Below are 18,112 nucleotides of genomic sequence, written 5' to 3' on the forward strand. Positions count from 1 at the left end.
CATGTTTGGTTAGCAAAATTTATAAAAAATATGTTTTATAATATGTTTTTTTATTTGGCGAGGACTCATAAATGTAGTTCCTTTGTAATGATAACCAAACAATCTTTATTTACCTTAAAGCCTAATACCTAATTAACTCAAACATACGAGGAGGTTTCATTCAGAAGCCTCCTCGTATGTCGTTTTAGGCCTTTTGGAATTTCACTGCAGTCCAATTGTCTTTTTGTGTATTGTGACAGAATGTCAATCCATTTTTTTTGCATTCTTCGGTTATGGCAGGGATATCATCAATATAAAATCCACTCATATACAAGCATCCACCGTTGTTTAAAACAGACGCATAAGCATGAATATCATTCAACAGAATATTTCTATTAATATTGGCTAATATAACATCGAAAGCCATATTCACAAGTAGGTTTGCCCCTCCTATCTTAACCGTAATGTTATCTATGCCATTCAATTTTATATTCTCCATCGCATTGTCGTATGCCCACTGATCAATATCTATTGCTTCAATCGGCCCGGCTCCCCGCATCGAGGCTAAGATAGCCAGAATAGCTGTCCCGGTGCCCATATCAAGCAAAGATCTTCCGGTGAAGTCTTCTTTCAATATCTCTCTTATCATCAGCTCGGTGGTTTGATGATGACCTGTTCCAAATGCCATTTTAGGATCTATATATATGTTATAATCATATATCGCCGGCGCATTATGGAAAGTACTTTGTATTATACATTTATCATCGATAATCAAAGGTTGAAAATAGTTTTTTTCCCATTCTTCGTTCCAATTCTTTTCTTCTATTTCCTTATAAGTATAAGTTATCTTTGCTTCATAAGGAAAATTTTCTAAAATTTCGTTCAATTGAGCCTCATCAAACAGGTCACTTTGAACGTATGCCGTAGTCCCGGATTCGTTCTCAACAAAGCTCTCGAAGCCTATATCGGCAATAGTAGCAGATAGAATACTGTTAACTATCTCATCATTGGGAGAGCACGTAAAAGTCACTTCTGTATATTTCATATTAATATTAATTTGCGTTGCTGCAAAAGTAGTGTTTTATAATGAAGTCGTCTTTGCTTTTTAGATTTAGTTTTACACAGCGACAAATAATCTTTCTGTGATTTTAAACAAAATGAGAAATATTAAGAAATAGGGTAATTACTGCAACTGAATAGCCTCAAGAACAGCTTCTTGTTATTTACTAATTGTTTGATTGTTGTATAAACAGAACAATACACTTTGCTATTTCATCAACAAATGAGAGGGAAATATCATGCCCCATTCCTTCGACTATACATAGCTTAGAATTTGGAATAGATACCGCAACCTCTCTTCCTGCTTCCAAGGGTACTATTGGATCTCTATCGCCTTGTATGACTAAAGTTGGGAGGCTTATTTGCTTCAGTTGTTCTCTCCTATCGCAGTAGTCTCCTATCAATACTACTGCTACTTGCCTGTTTACGCTTTCCGGTTTCCAGTTTCTATTTTTTACATGATTCAAAGCCCTTTCTTTCAGTACCTCATCGGAATCTATTCCTCCCAAAGCCTTATAAACACCGACAAGATAATTTGCGATTGAATCGACATCTGTGGTTTGAGGAGGAGGTGTTGCCATGGTTTTCAGCGCATTTGCATCACCTTGGGGTCGTAAAGGATTACCCGACGAAGCACTCATACTAGTCAGAGTCAGAACTCTCTGTGGAAAATGAATTGCTATTAATTGAGCAATAGCACCACCCATCGATGCTCCTACTATATGAGCCTTGTCAATCCTTAGAGCATCCATCAAGCCTGTTACATCTTTAGACATATCCAACAGAGTATAGGGTAATGAAGCATCATTGCAAGTACCTATATGAGGCCCGATAGCTACCCAGTCGGGCTGCCCCAATGAATCAAGGTGAGTAGATAAGCCTATATCCCGATTATCGAAACGAATGACATAGAAATCATTTGCAGCTAGCTTTTCACATAGCTCGACAGGATAATGCAGCAAAGTTGCCCCTGTTCCCTGTATCAATACAATCGCTTCGTTTTTGGAGTCGCCAAAAGTTTCATAGGCAATAGTTATTCCATTTGCATCTACCTTCCCTGATTGAGCTACAGCCCTATTGGAGATAAGGATAAATATAAAACAGACAATAAAAATGACATTAGTAAATGTTGGGCTCGACTTCATGATATTAAGTTTTATCAGTATCTATATTTATCTAAAACCATTATACTTTCAGATTACTATATTACAACTTACATATACAACTTTCTCCGACATCAAATATATCATTTTTATTACATAGTATTTGAAATACAGAACAAATGAATAGCATGATTCTATAAAACAATTACCATAACCCTATAAAACCTTTCGCTATTCATCTAAAGCACAACGAAATACGCACATATATACATTCCGTATATTTTTCGTCATATTATCTTAACAAAACATTAATAATGTGAAGATTATATTTTCAAATCTTTTCATTTTACTTTGTGAGAAATTATAAACTGTGAGTATGAAACGATATTTTTCTATTTTCTTTCTATTTTCTATACTTTGTAGTGCCACCTCTTATGCTCAGGATTCTTTAGCCTTTAAGCCATCGGGGAAGATTATTGCTCGAAGCTTTCTTGATTTTAGTAAAGGCTTTGGTGATGATGATAAGTCAGGGTTTGATATCACAAGAGCTCTCCTTGGGTATAATTATAAATTCACACGTACGTTACAGGCTCAAGTCGTTATTGATGGTGCTGCCGGAAAAACATCTTCCGATGGACTCGAAGTATATCTACGAAATGCTTTTGTAAACTGGAGTGATAAAGGTTTTAGTGTTAATGCCGGATTAATTGGGCTGATGGGCTTTAGTGTACAAGAAACATACTGGATGCATCGTTATGTGATGAAATCATTTCAGGACTTAAACAAAATGGGGCCAAGTGTAGATATGGGAGTAACGGCAGAATATGCGTTCAATCCGTACATTTCGGCAGACTTGGGAATCACCAACGGAGAAGGATATAAGAAGATTAAAAAAGATAATAGTATGAAATATGCTGCCGGGCTGAGCCTTCATCCTACAAAAAATACGATACTCCGCATATATGGAGATGTTTATAATGAAAGTGAAAACTTGAGAGATGCTTTACCCGAAGGAGTTACAGATGCAAACTTTAAAGATCAATACACAATGGCTGTGTTTGCAGGATACAAGGACAAGAAAATCTCTGCCGGCGCTGAATACAACCGCGTTTTTAATAAAGGATTTGTTGAGAAGAAAGATTATTTCGGGTATTCTGTCTATACATCAATCGCACTGGCTCCTAAATGGAGAACATTTGCTCGTTACGATTTAGTAGACTCTTCGGCTCCGAATAGTTTTAATACAGCATGGAATAGTCTTGACGGTCAGTTGATGATGATCGGAGTAGAATTTCAACCTGTAAAACAATTGAAAATTGCTCCTAACTTTCGAAATCTGAATCCTGATCATTCAAAATCACAAAGATATTTATTTGTAAGTGTAGAGTTTAATTTGTAATATCTGCTTATTCTTTTCTATATTTAATATTAACTTAGCATACATGGATAATCCATGTATGCTTTTTTATTACCTATTGATTACATAACGAATACGATATAATGGTAAAAATTGCGATTCGGTTTCTTGCTATAGTACTGGTATTTTATATAATACTTTGCGGTACGTTCTACTTTTTCCAAGAAAGATTCTTATTCTACCCTGATAAGTTAGGCAAAGATTATAAATTCCACTTTAAAGAAAATTTTAAAGGGCTATATATACAAACAGATGATGGAGTAAAACTAAATGGACTACTTTTCAGAGCACATGAACCTAAAGGGTTAATTTTCTATCTGCATGGTAATGCGGGAGCTTTAGATTCATGGGGAAGTGTAGCTTCTCTCTATACAGAGTTAGGATACGATGTATTTTTATTGGATTATAGAGGCTTTGGTAAAAGTGAAGGCGAAATTCATAGTCAGGCAGAATTATTCGAAGACATACAAACGGCCTACGATAAAATGAAAGAATTGTATGATGAAGATAGCATCACCGTATTAGGCTATTCTATAGGCACATGCCCCGCAACTTGGCTGGCATCCGTAAACAATCCTCATTTATTAATTCTACAAGCTCCGTATTATTCTATGACTGACATGATTCAAAATATCTGCCCCGTCATCCCTCGCTTTTTGGTAAAATATAAATTAGAGACATATAAATATATTACTAATTGTAGAATGCCGATTGTTATTTTTCATGGAGACGCAGACATGGTTATAAATTATAAGAATTCGATAATGCTTAGCTCCTTGTTCAAAAAAGAAGATTCGTTAGTCATATTAACTAATGAAGGGCATAATGATATAACATATAATGAACAATATAAGAAAAATTTGATTCACCTCCGGTCAAAATGATTCATTATTAATCATTTTATAAATAGATATACATTTTACTCCATTTTATTTGTTAAATAACTTTTATTGTGTAAATTTGACATACACGCGATAAAAAGACAAACTAAATTAAACCAATCTTAAATTTATTAGTCTTAAAGATATATTACAACCAATAACAAACACATAAAAGACATCAATATGCTATAAACAAATAAGACAAAACTAAGATACCGACTATTACTATAAAACATTTATCCGCATTTTAATAACAACTAATATGATATCGCCATGAGACGAACAGTAATTCTTTTTGCCATATTGGCCCCATTACTTATACCATCAAGCTGTAATCAGCGATCTGATAATAAAGAGAATAACAAACCTGACACTGAGATAAAAGATACTATAAAAGATGTATCTATAAAAAACGGTGATACCGTTCCGGAGCAGACTCCAAGTCGCCCTTTGCATTGGAATCTACCGAAGACGGATGCTAATTCTAATTCAGAAATGAGCTATGCAGAAAGTGAAAATTATATTTTAGAACCATTAAGTCCGAACAATTATGTAGAAGATACTTATTATACTAAAAATCATAACACAACGAACAATGAATATAGTAATTATCCTAATGACAGCTACAATAATTACCCGATAGAATATGAATATAATCAGTATTATTACGACAATTATTACAACTACTATCCTTCATATACAGATAATTACTTTTATTGGCATTACGACAATAGTTACAATTGGTATTATGACTATGATATAACTCCTCCTGTTTGGAATAATAAACCTAACAGACCGAATAGACCAGAGAGACCGAGTAGACCTCACGAGTCTCATCGACCTCAATTGCCGAATCGACCGAATCCTGATCGTAATCCAGACCGCAATCCGATCAACAGACCTGAACGTCCGGAACCTTCTCGTCCGGGAGAACGTCCCAGACCAGAAATCACAGAGAGACCAACAACTCCGTCTATAAGACCTCTACCTGAATCGGTTTCAGGCAAAGAGAATATAAATACTGAAAGAGAACGCAGAGAAGCAGAATCTCGTCGTCAACGAGAGGCTCAAGAAAGACAAGAACAAGAACGAAGAGAAACAGAGTCTCGCCGTCAACGAGAGGCGCAAGAAAGGCAAGAACAAGAAAGAAGCAGACGTTAAAGCATTATTTATATTTAAAATTATGTTATTATGAAGAATTTATTTTTATTGTTAATCGTAGCTATTACATTTTCTTTATTCTCATCATGTGAAGGACCTGCCGGACCAATGGGTCCTTCCGGACAAAGTGGACTGAATGGGAAAGATGGTATCGATGGAAAGGATGGTTATGGTACAAATTGGTACGTAACATCATTTACGATAAAACCCAATGAGTGGAAATTAGTAGGAGATCCAGGGGAGCTCAATTCTCATTTCTTTGTAAACAAACCCCTAAATGAATTAAGTAACTTCATTTATAAAGAGGGTGCTGTTATTGGATATATTGAAACCGCCAAAGGCGTCAAAAATGGACTTCCTTATGTTCTACATCTAGGGGGAAAAGATGATAAGGGTGAATTGTTATGGACAGAGACTGCTGATTACGACTTTTATCCGGGTGGAGTCGGATTTTATCTGACATATTCAGATTTCAAGACCGAATATCGTCCTGATAAAGATAAAACTTTTTACATTGTATTGATGTGGTAAATATTTAAATATTTGATAATTATGGGCTTAAACACATTAAGTCCATAATTATATAATAGGGTTAACTATTTAACAATTAATTCACTAAATTGAATCTTTTTATTATCTCCCGGGATAATAAAGCATTAAATATAGGATTTAATTACTAAATTTGCATCTTATAAAATGAAAATTATTAAGGATAACTTTCTCTGAAAAAGATAAGTAAAATGAGAGTAAATAAAGTCTACCTCTGTTTTATTATATGTTTGTTTATATTTTCTACATCTGTAAATGCACAGAATACAGGTCTTGTAAGGCAACAGAAAGATAGTATTTTGAAAGATATAACAAATATAGACAGGCAACTCAAGAAGATTTCAACACGAGATACAACCAAAGGATTTTCGGCTCCGTTAAGAATCGACTCTGCTTATGCAAATGGATTAAATGCGAGTAATCTGCAACCTCTAAGAGATGAAAAAGGACTGCTTATTCTAAAAAATGATTGGATGCCATTTGATGATCATGTATCATTTAGAGATACGGTGATTTTTGATCCGGTATTCTTACCTGTTGTTTTTGATGGTAAGATATTACCATCAGATATGGACTTCTTATCAAAAAAATCAGAAAATGATACTACAAGCGAGTTTCATTTGATATCTCCGGATAGTACTTTTGCGCCTAAACTTGCACGGGTTAAGGAGATAGAGGCTGAAAGAAGACAGTACTACATGAATAATCCTCAAAGGGTTAAATTGAATGCATTTCATTTTAAAGACATTCCTCTCTTAAAGGAGACTATAGTCGAGAAAAAGAGTATATTCCAAGATTTACTTACAACTGATGATCCGATAGGCATCAATAAACCGGAAGTAGAGAAAATACGAATAAAACCGGTGTATTGGATCAAAACAGGAGAACATTCATTGCAGATAAATCAGAATGAGCTTTCAGACAATTGGTACAATGGAGGGAATAGCAACTTTAGCATAATAAATTATCACAAGCTGAATGTAAAGTATAAGAAAAACAAGACTAGTTTTGAAAACACTTTCGAATGGCGTTTAAATGTCCAGAGAACACCTGCCGACAAATTCCATAAAATTAGTATCATTGAAGATTATGTAAGAAACAGTAGTCTTTTTGGAATAACTGCATTTAAAAAATGGTCATACAATGTCAACTTAAAGATAGAAACACCAATATTCAGAGGTTATCCTGTAAACAGTGAATCGAGAGTAAGATCTTTATTTTCTCCTTTAGTTGTCAATTCGGGTATTGGTATGCGATACACTACAGAAAACATATCACCTAAAGATAAATACAAGCGATTAAACTTGTCGTTAGAACTATCTCCAGCCTCTATTAACTACACTTTAGTAGCTGATACAATGGTGGACAAGTCGAGATATGGAGTAGATGAAGGGAAGAAAAGTAAACTGGATTTAGGATCTACAGTTAAGGCAGATATATCATATTCATTTAACCGATATAACAAATTCACAAGTCGAATTATGTATTTTACAAACTATGAGAAAATACTATTTGAATGTGAGAATAAATACACAATGAACCTAAATAGATTTTTATCAACGTCTATTTATTTCTACCTGCGCTATGACGATGGTGTACCTCCGACTAAAAAAGGAGATTGGGGATATTTTCAATATAATGAGATGGTAGGTTTTGGACTTACTTATACGTGGTAAAATATTTCCTTTTTTAACACCCTTGTAATCAATAAGTAACTTACAAGTATAGAAAAAATTTATTTATTTACCCGTTTTTATTTGGAATGTTACAATTATTTCTATACTTTTGCACTCACAAGATCGCGGGGTGGAGCAGTGGTAGCTCGCCAGGCTCATAACCTGGAGGTCATCGGTTCGAATCCGGTCTCCGCAACTAAAAAGAAAGCAATCTCAATTGAGGTTGCTTTTTTGTTTTATATATTGATTTTGGAATATTTTACAATGCTTGCAAATGTATAATCAGAGAAACCAAGCATTGAAGAATGCAAGAAACATCCAGTCATCATTCGATAGAAATCGAATACTTTGAAATTTTTGTTTTTCTTCTCAATAAATTATACAACTTCTCTGTTGAAAGTGATATTGTAGTCCAATTGCCAACGGAATTATATTTACATAGTTGAGTTGCACTCCCTGTACTAAATCCAATAAAAATATTACCTACATAGCAGGTCGCGAATTGTTCTGTATAAACAGGATTTGTTACAATATCGTAGATATAATAAAACACTGAATCTTTCTCTTGTTCTGTTATGTCAAAATATTCTTGTCCTCTATTTATAGGCTCATATTCGATGACAGATTCATTGATTCTTATCTCTTTAAGGTCACATGTATCTCGAACTCCATAATTCTCATATTTATCAATAACTATTACCTGATTTTGAGATTCAATTCTAAGAGTCTTCCAACATATAGATTTTTTTCTCTATTCCCTATCATTGATTGATCTTGATTTTTTTTACAAGATATTAGTATAAAAATAAGCATAAAGATAGATGGCAACAATACAGTTCTCATATCATATTATTTATATCATATAGAGTCTCAATCTGGAATAATTCCATAACAATCACCCTCAATTCCCAAACAAATCACTTTTATAGTCTAACAAAGCATTCAATAAAAAACAGAAAGGACTAAGACTTCTCATGATAACTACTATAAAAACAAAAAAGGAAGCTAAAAAGCTTCCTTTATATTTTGTTATCCTGATAATTCTAATTAAGCAGGATGAATTGCTTCAGTTGGACAAGCATCAGCACAAGTACCACAGTCAGTACATGCATCTGGATCAATTTTGTAGATGTCTCCTTCTGATATTGCATTTACAGGACATTCATCGATGCAAGTACCGCAAGCAATACAATCTTCATTAATAACGTAAGCCATGATTTTTGTTTTTTTAATATTATTACTAACTTTGATTTGGCAAATATAATGAGTTTTTTCTGTATCTAAAATAGATAGGATTAGATATTATTAATATTTATATTGTTTATATCTATTTACGAAAGTCTCGATCAATATTATTTACCTGGCAATAAACTCATTATGAATAGTTTTTGTTTTACATCAATAAGATGAAGAAATTACTATTTTTACGCTTTCTAGATTAAAATAAGTACTTTGCAATAACTAACAGCAAATACGTTATTAGAAATAAATACTGAATTTTGAAACAGCAAAAATTAATACTATTATACCTATCTTTTATTGTCCTGTTCGGTATTAATATGCAGGCACAGACTCGTAAACCGCAAAACCTACCTTTTGCAGATCAAAAGATGTATCATTTGGGCTTTATGGTTGGATTCCAAGCACAAGACCTTATTATATCACATTCGGGCTATGTGGGAGATAACGGTGAAGCTTGGTTTACGGAAATCCCCTCCTATTCGGTAGGATTTAGCGTAGGTATGATTGCCGACAGATATTTGAATCAATATTTCAATCTGCGGGCCACTCCTTCTCTACATTTCGGGGAAAGGCGTTTTGTTTTTAAAGAACAAACATCCGGTAAAGAATATGAATCAGCCTTGAGGAGTAATTATTTAACACTACCTCTTTATCTCAAATTTAGCGCAGATCGTACAGGGAATTTCAGACCCTATCTGCTTGCTGGAGCATACGCAGCTTTAAATATCGGACAAAAGAAGAATGATATACTTCGATTCAAGTCGATGGACTATGGTCTGGAGTTTGGCGTTGGATGTAATTTGTATTTACCGCTATTTAAACTGTGTCCTGAATTAAAATTTTCATTCGGACTGACTGATGTTGTAAATAAAGACAGATCAGATTTATCTGATAAAGATTTAATTAAATATACTCAAGCGATTTCATCGGGAAAAACACGAATGATATCACTTGTGTTTAACTTTGAATAATAGAGGGATCATTTTTGATCATAATCATTATACCTGTCTTCTATATAGGAGATTCTTTGCAAATGAATACTACTGAAAAAAAGACCATCGGAAAGATGATTCACTTGTACTGTAAAGATAAACATGGTACAAGCCATGCTTTATGCTCGTCTTGCGCTGAACTGAACAATTACGCACAAAGAAAGTTAACGAAATGCATATTTGGTGAGGATAAACCTACATGCCAAAACTGTAAAGTTCACTGCTATAGTTCGGAAATGAGAGAAAGAATAAAAGAAATTATGAAGTACTCCGGTCCACGAATGCTACTTCACAATCCCATTTTAGCAACTAAGCACTTGATCAAAGGGCTGAGATCACCTAAGAAAGCTTATCCAAGAAAACACGATTAGTACAACTCAAAAGATAATAATCTAAAATAGTCATCGCCGCCATAGCCTCAACAATTGGTACTGCACGAGGTAGAACACAAGCGTCGTGACGTCCACGAGCCTTAAGATCTGTACTATCTCCATCTTTATTTACAGTCTCCTGATGCATCAAAATTGTTGCCACAGGTTTGAAAGCTACACGAAAATAAATATCTTGTCCGTTTGATATTCCACCTTGTATACCTCCCGAATGGTTTGTCTTGGTTCCTATCTTACCATTATCGTTATAGAATACATCATTGACCTCCGATCCTCTGTGATTGACATCAAATCCATCGCCGTATTCAAACCCTTTCACCGCATTTATGCCAAGCATAGCATTCCCTAAAGCGGCATGTAACTTATTAAATACAGGCTCTCCTAATCCTACAGGAGCACCCTTTATAACGCACGAAATAACGCCGCCAATAGTATCCCCTTTCGACTTAACCTCTTCTATAAGTTCTATCATTAACTTTGCTTTCTCAGGGTCGGGGCAACGTACAGGCGTAGATTCTATAAGCGACAGATCATAATTCTTGTATAGTTTTTCGAGCTTTATATGTCCTACTTGCGAAGTATAAGCCAATATTTCCACTCCTAATTGTTTCAACGCAAGCTTAGCTAATGCCCCGCCTACACAACGAGCAATAGTTTCGCGGGCCGACGACCTGCCTCCTCCACGGTGATCACGTATACCATACTTCTGAGAATATGTATAGTCTGCATGAGAAGGACGATAAATATCTTTCAGGTTGTCGTAATCTGACGAATGCTGGTTATTATTTCGAATAAGAAATCCTATCGGTACTCCGGTAGTTTTACCATCATATATACCCGATAAGAACTCTACTTCATCTGCTTCTTTGCGAGGAGTAGTTATCTTAGATTGTCCCGGGCGACGGCGATTTAGTTCGTTTTGTATAAACTCCATATCTACGGTTATCCCGGGAGGGCAACCATCAATAACTCCTCCGATACCAGCACCATGAGACTCTCCATAAGAAGTAAGTCTGAATATATTTCCAAAAGTATTCATCGATAATCTTAAATATGATAATAATACAAAATTACATGAAATAATTTAATAATCGAGCAGATATATTAAAAGAGGGCAATTTCCCTTTCTAAAATGAAAGAAGAAACACCCTCTTATTTTCTATATATTGAAGATAGTTTTCTTAGTTTTCTTTATTCTCATCCATCCTCAACACCTTTTTGTCTTCGTTCAGATAACAATTGACAGTGTCATTGATATTATATATCCTATAACTGTTGTCATAAGACCATGTACCCTGAATGTATACCCGAAATAGATAAGCCTCATCAGGTTTCTGACGTTTTTCTTTGGCTATTTTTTCGTACGATATCGGCTTAAAGTATTCCACCTTGGTTATAGTCCCATTATCTGCATCCCTGTACCTCATATGCTGCCTTACAGCATCACCCATTTTCTCCAGATTGTTTTGATAACTCAAATTACAAGAAGTCAATCCGATAGACAATAATAAAAAGAATATGTACTTTTTCATATTTTTCAGATTTTTCAGATTTTGTTATTCAAAATTACAGAAACCGAATATCAGAAACAAATAAAAAGCAAAAGTTATTTACCAAAAAGAAGCAGGAACTGTCTTTTTATCATTTTTTTGTTACTAAATTAGCGATTCAAATGTATTCCAATTTAAGGGTTGCCTGAAATGAGCAAAAAAGGTTCGGAGAAATTTTCGCTAGAAAAGCGTTCTAAATCGGCTTTATATGCACTAAACGGTTTGAGAGTATTATTTTTGGAAGAGCATAATTCCCGTATACATATAGCTATTGTAATAGTTGTAGTTACGGCTGGATTTCTTTTAAAAATATCAAATACAGAATGGCTTGTTATATGTATTCTGATAGCGTTAGTTTTTAGCCTAGAGATAATAAATTCTGCCATCGAGAATATATGTGATTATATATCACCTCAGTGGAATGAAGTTATAAAAAAAGTAAAAGACCTTGCCGCAGCTGCAGTTTTTGTATCGTCTGTAATATCTGTCATCTGCGGAGCTATTATTTTCTTACCCAAATTGTATAATTTATTTGCATAAATTTCAAATACCAATAAATAGTTTCATTCAATTAACGTTCTTAAAATGAAAAAATTAATTTACTTATTACTTTCCTCTTTACTTTTCATATCATCCTGTAATACAAAACCTTTAGAGCTGAATGTAATGACATTCAATATTCGTTTGGATGTTCCCAGCGACAGTCTTAACAGCTGGCAATACAGAAAAGACAATGCCGCTGAAATGGTTCGGATGAATGATGTGGATATACTCGGCATGCAAGAGGTTTTGTTGAACCAGATGAATGACCTGAAAGAACGCCTGCCGCAATACACAGCAATAGGCGTAGGACGTGAAGATGGTGCAGACAAGGGAGAATTCAGCCCCATTTTCTATAAAAAAGATAGATTCTCGGCTATAGAGTCCGGCACATTCTGGGTAAGTGAAACGCCCGAAGTGGCAGGTTCTAAAGGTTGGGATGCATCATATATACGTGTGGCAACCTGGGCTATACTAAAAGAAAAAACTACAGGTAAAGAAATATTTGCTATTAATACACACCTTGATAATGATGGGTCGATTGCCCGCAAAGAAGGTGGAAACTTACTATTAAAGAAAGCTGAAGAGCTGGGAAAAGGTCTGCCGATAGTACTTACAGGAGATTTTAATGATACTCCGCAATCGGAAGCGATTAAAAATATTACAGATGCTTCAAAAGCAAATCACCTGATAGACAGCAAAACGGTTGCCCTAAAAACATCAGGTACAGACTGGACATTCCACAACTTTGGTAGACTAGCTGAAAGCGAACGTCCTCTAATTGATTATATATTTGTGAGTAAACAAATAAAGGTACAAGATTATGCAGTCTTGCCCGACACTTTAAATGGAACTTTCGTCTCCGATCATAAGCCGGTACTTTCTAAACTAATTATAGAATAACACTTTAAACATTAATAATATGAGGAAGTCTTTTATTTTTATCGCTTTACTAGCCATAGCCGGACTTGTCAAAGCACAAACAATGGAAAAACTACCTATCGATCCGCAGGTTAGATATGGGAAGTTAGAAAACGGACTTACATACTATATCCGTCATAACGCCTACCCTGAGAAACGAGCTAACTTTTATATCGCTCAGAAGGTAGGTTCTATGCAGGAAGAAGACAATCAGGCAGGATTAGCCCACTTTCTTGAACACATGGCTTTCAACGGGTCAAAAAACTTTCCGGGGAAAAAGACCATGTTAAATTATCTGGAGTCAATCGGTGTTAAATTTGGTGCAAATGTAAATGCATACACTTCGTTTGACGAAACTGTATACAATCTAGATGACGTTCCCGTAGTACGCGATGCGATTATTGATTCATGCTTGATGGTATTGCACGACTGGTCTGGATTTATCGCTCTGAAAGATGAGCAAATTGATGAAGAAAGACTTGTTATAAAAGAAGAATGGCGTACCCGTAGCGGCGCTCAGTACCGCATATGGGACAAACAACTTCCTGTTATTTTCGAAGGAAGTAAATACGCCGACCGCATGCCCATTGGTAAAATGGAAATCGTAGAAAATTTCCCTTATCAGACATTACGCGATTACTACCATACATGGTATCGTCCCGATTTGCAGGGCATTGTTATTGTTGGAGACATCAATGTAGATGAAGTAGAGGCCAAGATAAAAGCTATGTGGTCTGACATTCCTAAACCGGTAAATCCGGCAGAAAGAGTTTACTTCCCTGTTCCGGATAATGATAAACCAATTGTATCTGTTATTACCGACCCTGAGGCTGTAAGAACTCAAGTAACTCTGTATATTAAGCACGATGTAATACCAGCTGAGACAAAACAAACTCAGGAAGGCCTGATTATTAGCTTCATTAAAAGCTTTGCTTCGAATATGCTATCAGATCGCTTAGAGGAAATATCTCAAAAAGGAGATGCTCCCTTTGCTGCATCCTACGCATACGATGGAGAGTTCTTCGTATCAAAAACAAAAGATGCATGGACCACTATTGCGCTAAGCAAGGAAGGAAAAGTTGATGAGACTTTAGCGAGCCTGATAAGAGAAAATGAACGCATCAAAAGATTCGGATATACTGATGCTGAAGTAGAAAGAGCGAAAGCTACTTTATTGGAACAATATGAAAATATGTATAACAACAGAAATAAAGAGCTTAACAACAGATACGTTCAAGAATATGTAAGAAGCTTTACCGGCGATGAAGGCATACCGGGTATCGAATACGAATATGATTTCGTTAAGAAGTTTGCTCCATTTATTAATGCTCAAGCAATTAACGCTGTTGTAAAACAATTGATTGCGGATAAGAATATTGTGATTACCGTAACAGGCCCTGAAAAAGAAGGACTTGTGTATCCTACAACAGATGAGTTATTGAATGTATTTAAGAAAGTAGAAGCCGAAGATATTACAGCATACCAAGAAGCCGTATCTAACGAACCTCTTGTAAGCCAATTACCAAAACCGGGATCTATCGTAAAGACTGAAGCCGATAACACGCTAGGGACTACAATATGGACACTATCGAACGGCATGAAAGTAGTTATTAAAAAAACGGACTTTAAAGATGACGAGATACTAATGTCTGCTCATGCTTATGGAGGAACTTCTATCGTTCCTGACGCTGATATCTATAATGCAAATATGGCTTCAATGGTTCCATCAGTAGGCGGTATTGGCAATTTCAGCTCTACAGATCTCAAGAAAGTATTGGCTGGCAAATCTGCAAATGTAAACAATAGCATATCGGCTTATACACAAGGTTTCAATGGTTCTTCAAACATGAAGGATTTGGAAACAATGCTTCAGTTGACTTATCTATATTTTACTGCTCCTCGCAAAGACGAAGGGGCATACTCCAACATTATGGATTTGATCAAAAATCAGCTGAAGAACTTAACTTCCGAACCTTCGTTCATCTTGAATATCAACAAAACAAAAGCAATGTATGGAGACAACCCTCGCATGCAAGTTATGTTGTTAGAAGATGCAGAAAAGTTGAACTACGATCGCATTATTGAAATATACAAAGAAATATATGCTAATCCGGGTTCATTTGTTTTCAACTTTGTGGGTACAGTGGACGAAGCTATTCTGAAACCATTGGTAGAACAATACCTTGCTGCACTACCATCAGGAAACAAAGATGCCAAATACAAGAATGTAGATTCGAATATACGTAAAGGACACGTTGAAAATGTTTTTGAACAAGAGATGAAAACGCCAAAAACATCTGCATTCGAAATGTATAGCGGAACTCTGAACTATGAGCAAAAAAATCAAATTGCATTATCTGCGCTTAAGCAAATATTGGATATTGTATATGTGCGTACAGTAAGAGAAGAAGCCGGCGGTACTTATGGCGTTGGGGTACGCTCTTGGATCTCTCGTATTCCGGCAGGTCAAAGTGTATTGCAAATGTCTTTTGATACTGATCCTGAAAGAGTTGCTTCAATAACACCTATTATCAGCCGCGAAATAAATAAGATAGCTGAGAACGGCCCTGAAGACACTGACTTCCTGAAAGTAAAAGAATATATGGTAAAGAAATTCCAGGAGGATGAAAAACAAAACGGCTATTGGGTGGGCATATTAGGTTCCAAATATTTCTATGGGGAAGATAACCATTCAAATTATTTAGCTCTTGTGAACTCTCTATCCAAAGATGATATCAAAGCTTTAACTAAACAATTGGTATCTCAAGGAAATCATATAGAAGTAATTATGAATCCGAAAAAATAAAAGCTGACTTTTAGAATTTCAAAATAAAGAAAGCCGTCTGAAAAATATCAGACGGCTTTCTTGTTTATATCTTCAATATTTAAATTACTGTCAATATCTGTAATTCATCACTGTTCTCTATGAAGATCAGAATTTATTTCAATAGATTTTCAATTTTGTCTACTAAAACAGATTTCTGTGCAGCACCAACTTGTTTATCAACCACTTCACCATTTTTAATAAAAAGTATAGTAGGGATATTACGAATACCATATTTAGAGGTAATCTCGTCATTGTTATCCACATCTACTTTACCAATGGTTACTTTATCGGCATATTCACCGGCCAATTCTTCAACAATTGGGCCGACCATACGACATGGGCCACACCATTCTGCCCAAAAATCAATAACGACAGGCTTGTCCGATTTTAGAACATCCTCAAAACTTGCATCTGTAATTTCTAAAGCCATAACTTTTGTCTATTTGTTTATATATTTTATATATTAAGTCTATTTTGTTTTTTCCTGTGCAAAGGTAAATAATCTATTTTAGATATAAAAATTTCAATTTACCTTAAAGACAAAACTTTCGTTTTCCACCAGATAATCAATAAGTTCCTGTTTCACATTTATTTTATAGCTTCGTGAGAACAAATCTACTTTCATATTTCGCTCTCCGTCTACTACTTCAAAATATAACAATGAATTACCCGGATTGTTTTTAGTTAAAGTAGATAATTCTTCTACCATCTGGGTATTCATGTCATGCAGAGGCAATGTAATAGTTATCTTCTCCACCAAGGTATCTTTTATGTCCGGCAACAAATTAATTGAGTTAATCTTAAGCTCCATCTGATTGGCATCATACTTACGCCCTTGCACACGCCCCCTTACAAATACATATAAACCGGGACGGCCATATTTACTAAAATTGATATAATCATCGCCAAAAAGAGGTATCTCTCCACTACCGGTAAAATCCTCTATACGCAATATCATATAGGGCTTTCCATTTTTGGTGATGCCCTCACGCATTCCACTCACCATCCCCCCAAAGGTAACTTCTTTATTTTTCAACGCATCTTTATCTTCTATTTCAGACATACCTACATTACATACATAATTTAGGATAATCTTGTATTCATCAAGTGGATGGGCTGATAAATAGATCCCGATCAGTTCCCGCTCTTTATTCAAACGTTCCAGATCTGACCATTTCTCAACTTTGGGAATCTCGGGACGTGCAATATCAAACGAAGCATCGTCTCCAAACAGGGAGTTTGCAGCTTGATTTTTATCTATCTGAAACTTATTCCCATAACGAATAAGCATATCTATAAATGTCTCGCCTTTACCGTTCATTCCAAAGAATTGCTCTCGCGTCATTCCCGGAAAGTTATCAAAAGCTCCGGCCAAAGCTAAAGATTCTATATTCTTCTTATTACATGCACTAAGATTCACACGCTCTACAAAATCAAAAATATCTTTGAACGGACCATTATTTCTTCTTTCTTCTATGATATTCATTACAGCCCCCTCCCCTACACCTTTAACGGCTGCTAGACCAAAGCGAATATCTCCTTCTTTGTTTACCGAGAACTTAAGGTATGATTCATTCACATCAGGTCCAAAAACATTCAAGTTCATGGCTTTACACTCATCCATAAACTTAGTAATTTCAGTAATATTAGATAAGTTCCGAGAGAGAACCGCAGCCATATATTCGGATGGATAATTTGCCTTCAACCAAGCCGTTTGATATGCAACCCAAGAATAACATGTCGCATGAGACTTATTAAATGCATACGAAGCAAATTTCTCCCAGTCGGCCCATATCTTTTCCAGTGTCTTCTTTTGATGCCCGTTC

At 35.3% G+C, this 18,112-nt stretch carries 17 protein-coding genes and 1 tRNA gene; 11 read left to right on the forward strand and 7 right to left on the reverse strand.

The genetic code is table 11. The features are described from left to right. Positions 1 to 184: 184 nt before the first annotated feature. Together prmA and LDB17_RS07795 are read right to left on the reverse strand one after the other, a co-directional pair. Positions 185 to 1,024, reverse strand: a complete 840-nt coding sequence (prmA, locus tag LDB17_RS07790) for a 50S ribosomal protein L11 methyltransferase (RefSeq protein WP_252638070.1) — start codon at positions 1,022 to 1,024, stop codon at positions 185 to 187. 181 nt (positions 1,025 to 1,205) lie between these two features. Further along, a complete protein-coding gene (locus LDB17_RS07795) occupies positions 1,206 to 2,183 on the reverse strand; it encodes an alpha/beta fold hydrolase (RefSeq protein ID WP_252638071.1) in 978 nt (325 codons plus the stop codon). Between the two features lie 334 nt (positions 2,184 to 2,517). On the opposite strand from LDB17_RS07795, the gene LDB17_RS07800 reads away from it, so the two are divergent. The 6 genes from LDB17_RS07800 (at position 2,518) to LDB17_RS07825 (ending at position 8,021) form a co-directional block, all read left to right on the forward strand. Beyond that, complete coding sequence (locus LDB17_RS07800; RefSeq protein ID WP_252638072.1) at positions 2,518 to 3,540, forward strand: outer membrane beta-barrel protein; 1,023 nt, start codon at positions 2,518 to 2,520, stop codon at positions 3,538 to 3,540. 101 nt (positions 3,541 to 3,641) lie between these two features. Further along, a complete protein-coding gene (locus LDB17_RS07805) occupies positions 3,642 to 4,442 on the forward strand; it encodes an alpha/beta hydrolase (protein ID WP_252638073.1) in 801 nt (266 codons plus the stop codon). 270 nt (positions 4,443 to 4,712) lie between these two features. After that, positions 4,713 to 5,600, forward strand: coding sequence for a hypothetical protein (locus LDB17_RS07810; RefSeq protein WP_393924973.1), 888 nt, complete (start codon positions 4,713 to 4,715; stop codon positions 5,598 to 5,600). 30 nt (positions 5,601 to 5,630) lie between these two features. Next, positions 5,631 to 6,131 carry a hypothetical protein gene (locus tag LDB17_RS07815; RefSeq protein ID WP_252638075.1) on the forward strand — a complete coding sequence of 167 codons (501 nt, stop codon included), beginning with the start codon at positions 5,631 to 5,633 and terminating at the stop codon, positions 6,129 to 6,131. A gap of 209 nt (positions 6,132 to 6,340) precedes the next feature. Then, on the forward strand, positions 6,341 to 7,825 hold the full coding sequence (locus tag LDB17_RS07820) for a DUF3078 domain-containing protein (protein WP_252638076.1): 1,485 nt from the start codon (positions 6,341 to 6,343) through the stop codon (positions 7,823 to 7,825). Between the two features lie 124 nt (positions 7,826 to 7,949). After that, positions 7,950 to 8,021: transfer RNA gene (locus tag LDB17_RS07825), tRNA-Met, on the forward strand. 851 nt (positions 8,022 to 8,872) lie between these two features. Here the strand turns inward: LDB17_RS07825 and LDB17_RS07830 are convergent. Beyond that, entirely contained in the window at positions 8,873 to 9,040 is a 168-nt protein-coding gene (locus tag LDB17_RS07830) for a DUF362 domain-containing protein (protein WP_006842812.1), read from the reverse strand. Between the two features lie 344 nt (positions 9,041 to 9,384). On the opposite strand from LDB17_RS07830, the gene LDB17_RS07835 reads away from it, so the two are divergent. Both LDB17_RS07835 and LDB17_RS07840 read left to right on the forward strand, forming a co-directional pair. Further along, positions 9,385 to 10,038 (forward strand): porin family protein, encoded by a 654-nt coding sequence (locus tag LDB17_RS07835; protein ID WP_252638184.1) that lies wholly within the window; start codon positions 9,385 to 9,387, stop codon positions 10,036 to 10,038. A gap of 62 nt (positions 10,039 to 10,100) precedes the next feature. Continuing rightward, positions 10,101 to 10,430: a nitrous oxide-stimulated promoter family protein gene (locus LDB17_RS07840; protein ID WP_289781692.1), complete on the forward strand. Its 330-nt coding sequence runs from the start codon at positions 10,101 to 10,103 to the stop codon at positions 10,428 to 10,430. Here LDB17_RS07840 and aroC read toward each other — a convergent pair. Together aroC and LDB17_RS07850 are read right to left on the reverse strand one after the other, a co-directional pair. After that, positions 10,399 to 11,487 carry a chorismate synthase gene (gene aroC / locus LDB17_RS07845; protein ID WP_252638077.1) on the reverse strand — a complete coding sequence of 363 codons (1,089 nt, stop codon included), beginning with the start codon at positions 11,485 to 11,487 and terminating at the stop codon, positions 10,399 to 10,401. The two genes, LDB17_RS07840 and aroC, sit on opposite strands and share 32 nt — an antisense overlap. Positions 11,488 to 11,629: 142 nt before the next feature. Beyond that, a complete protein-coding gene (locus LDB17_RS07850; RefSeq protein WP_252638078.1) occupies positions 11,630 to 11,980 on the reverse strand; it encodes a hypothetical protein in 351 nt (116 codons plus the stop codon). 168 nt (positions 11,981 to 12,148) lie between these two features. Between LDB17_RS07850 and LDB17_RS07855 the strand changes: the two genes are divergently transcribed. From LDB17_RS07855 to LDB17_RS07865, 3 genes are read left to right on the forward strand one after another with little or no spacing between them, the layout of a single operon-like run. Further along, positions 12,149 to 12,538, forward strand: a complete 390-nt coding sequence (locus LDB17_RS07855; RefSeq protein WP_252638079.1) for a diacylglycerol kinase family protein — start codon at positions 12,149 to 12,151, stop codon at positions 12,536 to 12,538. Between the two features lie 45 nt (positions 12,539 to 12,583). Further along, positions 12,584 to 13,441, forward strand: a complete 858-nt coding sequence (locus LDB17_RS07860) for an endonuclease/exonuclease/phosphatase family protein (protein WP_252638080.1) — start codon at positions 12,584 to 12,586, stop codon at positions 13,439 to 13,441. A 19-nt stretch (positions 13,442 to 13,460) separates the two neighbouring features. Beyond that, entirely contained in the window at positions 13,461 to 16,265 is a 2,805-nt protein-coding gene (locus LDB17_RS07865) for a pitrilysin family protein (RefSeq protein WP_252638081.1), read from the forward strand. A gap of 133 nt (positions 16,266 to 16,398) precedes the next feature. Here LDB17_RS07865 and trxA read toward each other — a convergent pair whose 3' ends face one another. Both trxA and LDB17_RS07875 read right to left on the reverse strand, forming a co-directional pair. Beyond that, entirely contained in the window at positions 16,399 to 16,716 is a 318-nt protein-coding gene (gene trxA / locus LDB17_RS07870) for a thioredoxin (RefSeq protein ID WP_135105233.1), read from the reverse strand. A gap of 93 nt (positions 16,717 to 16,809) precedes the next feature. Continuing rightward, on the reverse strand, positions 16,810 to 18,112 hold a 1,303-nt coding region (locus LDB17_RS07875; RefSeq protein WP_393924974.1), incomplete at its 5' end, for an OB-fold nucleic acid binding domain-containing protein.

The sequence above is a fragment of the Dysgonomonas sp. Shenzhen-Wh21 genome (assembly GCF_043392705.1).
Classification (GTDB): domain Bacteria; phylum Bacteroidota; class Bacteroidia; order Bacteroidales; family Dysgonomonadaceae; genus Dysgonomonas.

What these genes read in the sequence shown, in the direction of transcription:
- LDB17_RS07800 (WP_252638072.1), top strand. Translation starts at nt 2,518, where the DNA reads ATGAAACGATATTTTTCTATTTTCTTTCTATTTTCTATACTTTGTAGT.
- LDB17_RS07810 (WP_393924973.1), top strand. Translation starts at nt 4,713, where the DNA reads ATGAGACGAACAGTAATTCTTTTTGCCATATTGGCCCCATTACTTATA.
- LDB17_RS07855 (WP_252638079.1), top strand. Translation starts at nt 12,149, where the DNA reads ATGAGCAAAAAAGGTTCGGAGAAATTTTCGCTAGAAAAGCGTTCTAAA.
- LDB17_RS07805 (WP_252638073.1), top strand. Translation starts at nt 3,642, where the DNA reads ATGGTAAAAATTGCGATTCGGTTTCTTGCTATAGTACTGGTATTTTAT.
- aroC (WP_252638077.1), bottom strand. Translation starts at nt 11,487, where the DNA reads ATGAATACTTTTGGAAATATATTCAGACTTACTTCTTATGGAGAGTCT.
- LDB17_RS07835 (WP_252638184.1), top strand. Translation starts at nt 9,385, where the DNA reads ATGCAGGCACAGACTCGTAAACCGCAAAACCTACCTTTTGCAGATCAA.
- LDB17_RS07830 (WP_006842812.1), bottom strand. Translation starts at nt 9,040, where the DNA reads ATGGCTTACGTTATTAATGAAGATTGTATTGCTTGCGGTACTTGCATC.
- LDB17_RS07795 (WP_252638071.1), bottom strand. Translation starts at nt 2,183, where the DNA reads ATGAAGTCGAGCCCAACATTTACTAATGTCATTTTTATTGTCTGTTTT.
- LDB17_RS07850 (WP_252638078.1), bottom strand. Translation starts at nt 11,980, where the DNA reads ATGAAAAAGTACATATTCTTTTTATTATTGTCTATCGGATTGACTTCT.
- LDB17_RS07840 (WP_289781692.1), top strand. Translation starts at nt 10,101, where the DNA reads ATGAATACTACTGAAAAAAAGACCATCGGAAAGATGATTCACTTGTAC.
- trxA (WP_135105233.1), bottom strand. Translation starts at nt 16,716, where the DNA reads ATGGCTTTAGAAATTACAGATGCAAGTTTTGAGGATGTTCTAAAATCG.
- LDB17_RS07860 (WP_252638080.1), top strand. Translation starts at nt 12,584, where the DNA reads ATGAAAAAATTAATTTACTTATTACTTTCCTCTTTACTTTTCATATCA.
- LDB17_RS07815 (WP_252638075.1), top strand. Translation starts at nt 5,631, where the DNA reads ATGAAGAATTTATTTTTATTGTTAATCGTAGCTATTACATTTTCTTTA.
- LDB17_RS07865 (WP_252638081.1), top strand. Translation starts at nt 13,461, where the DNA reads ATGAGGAAGTCTTTTATTTTTATCGCTTTACTAGCCATAGCCGGACTT.
- LDB17_RS07820 (WP_252638076.1), top strand. Translation starts at nt 6,341, where the DNA reads ATGAGAGTAAATAAAGTCTACCTCTGTTTTATTATATGTTTGTTTATA.
- prmA (WP_252638070.1), bottom strand. Translation starts at nt 1,024, where the DNA reads ATGAAATATACAGAAGTGACTTTTACGTGCTCTCCCAATGATGAGATA.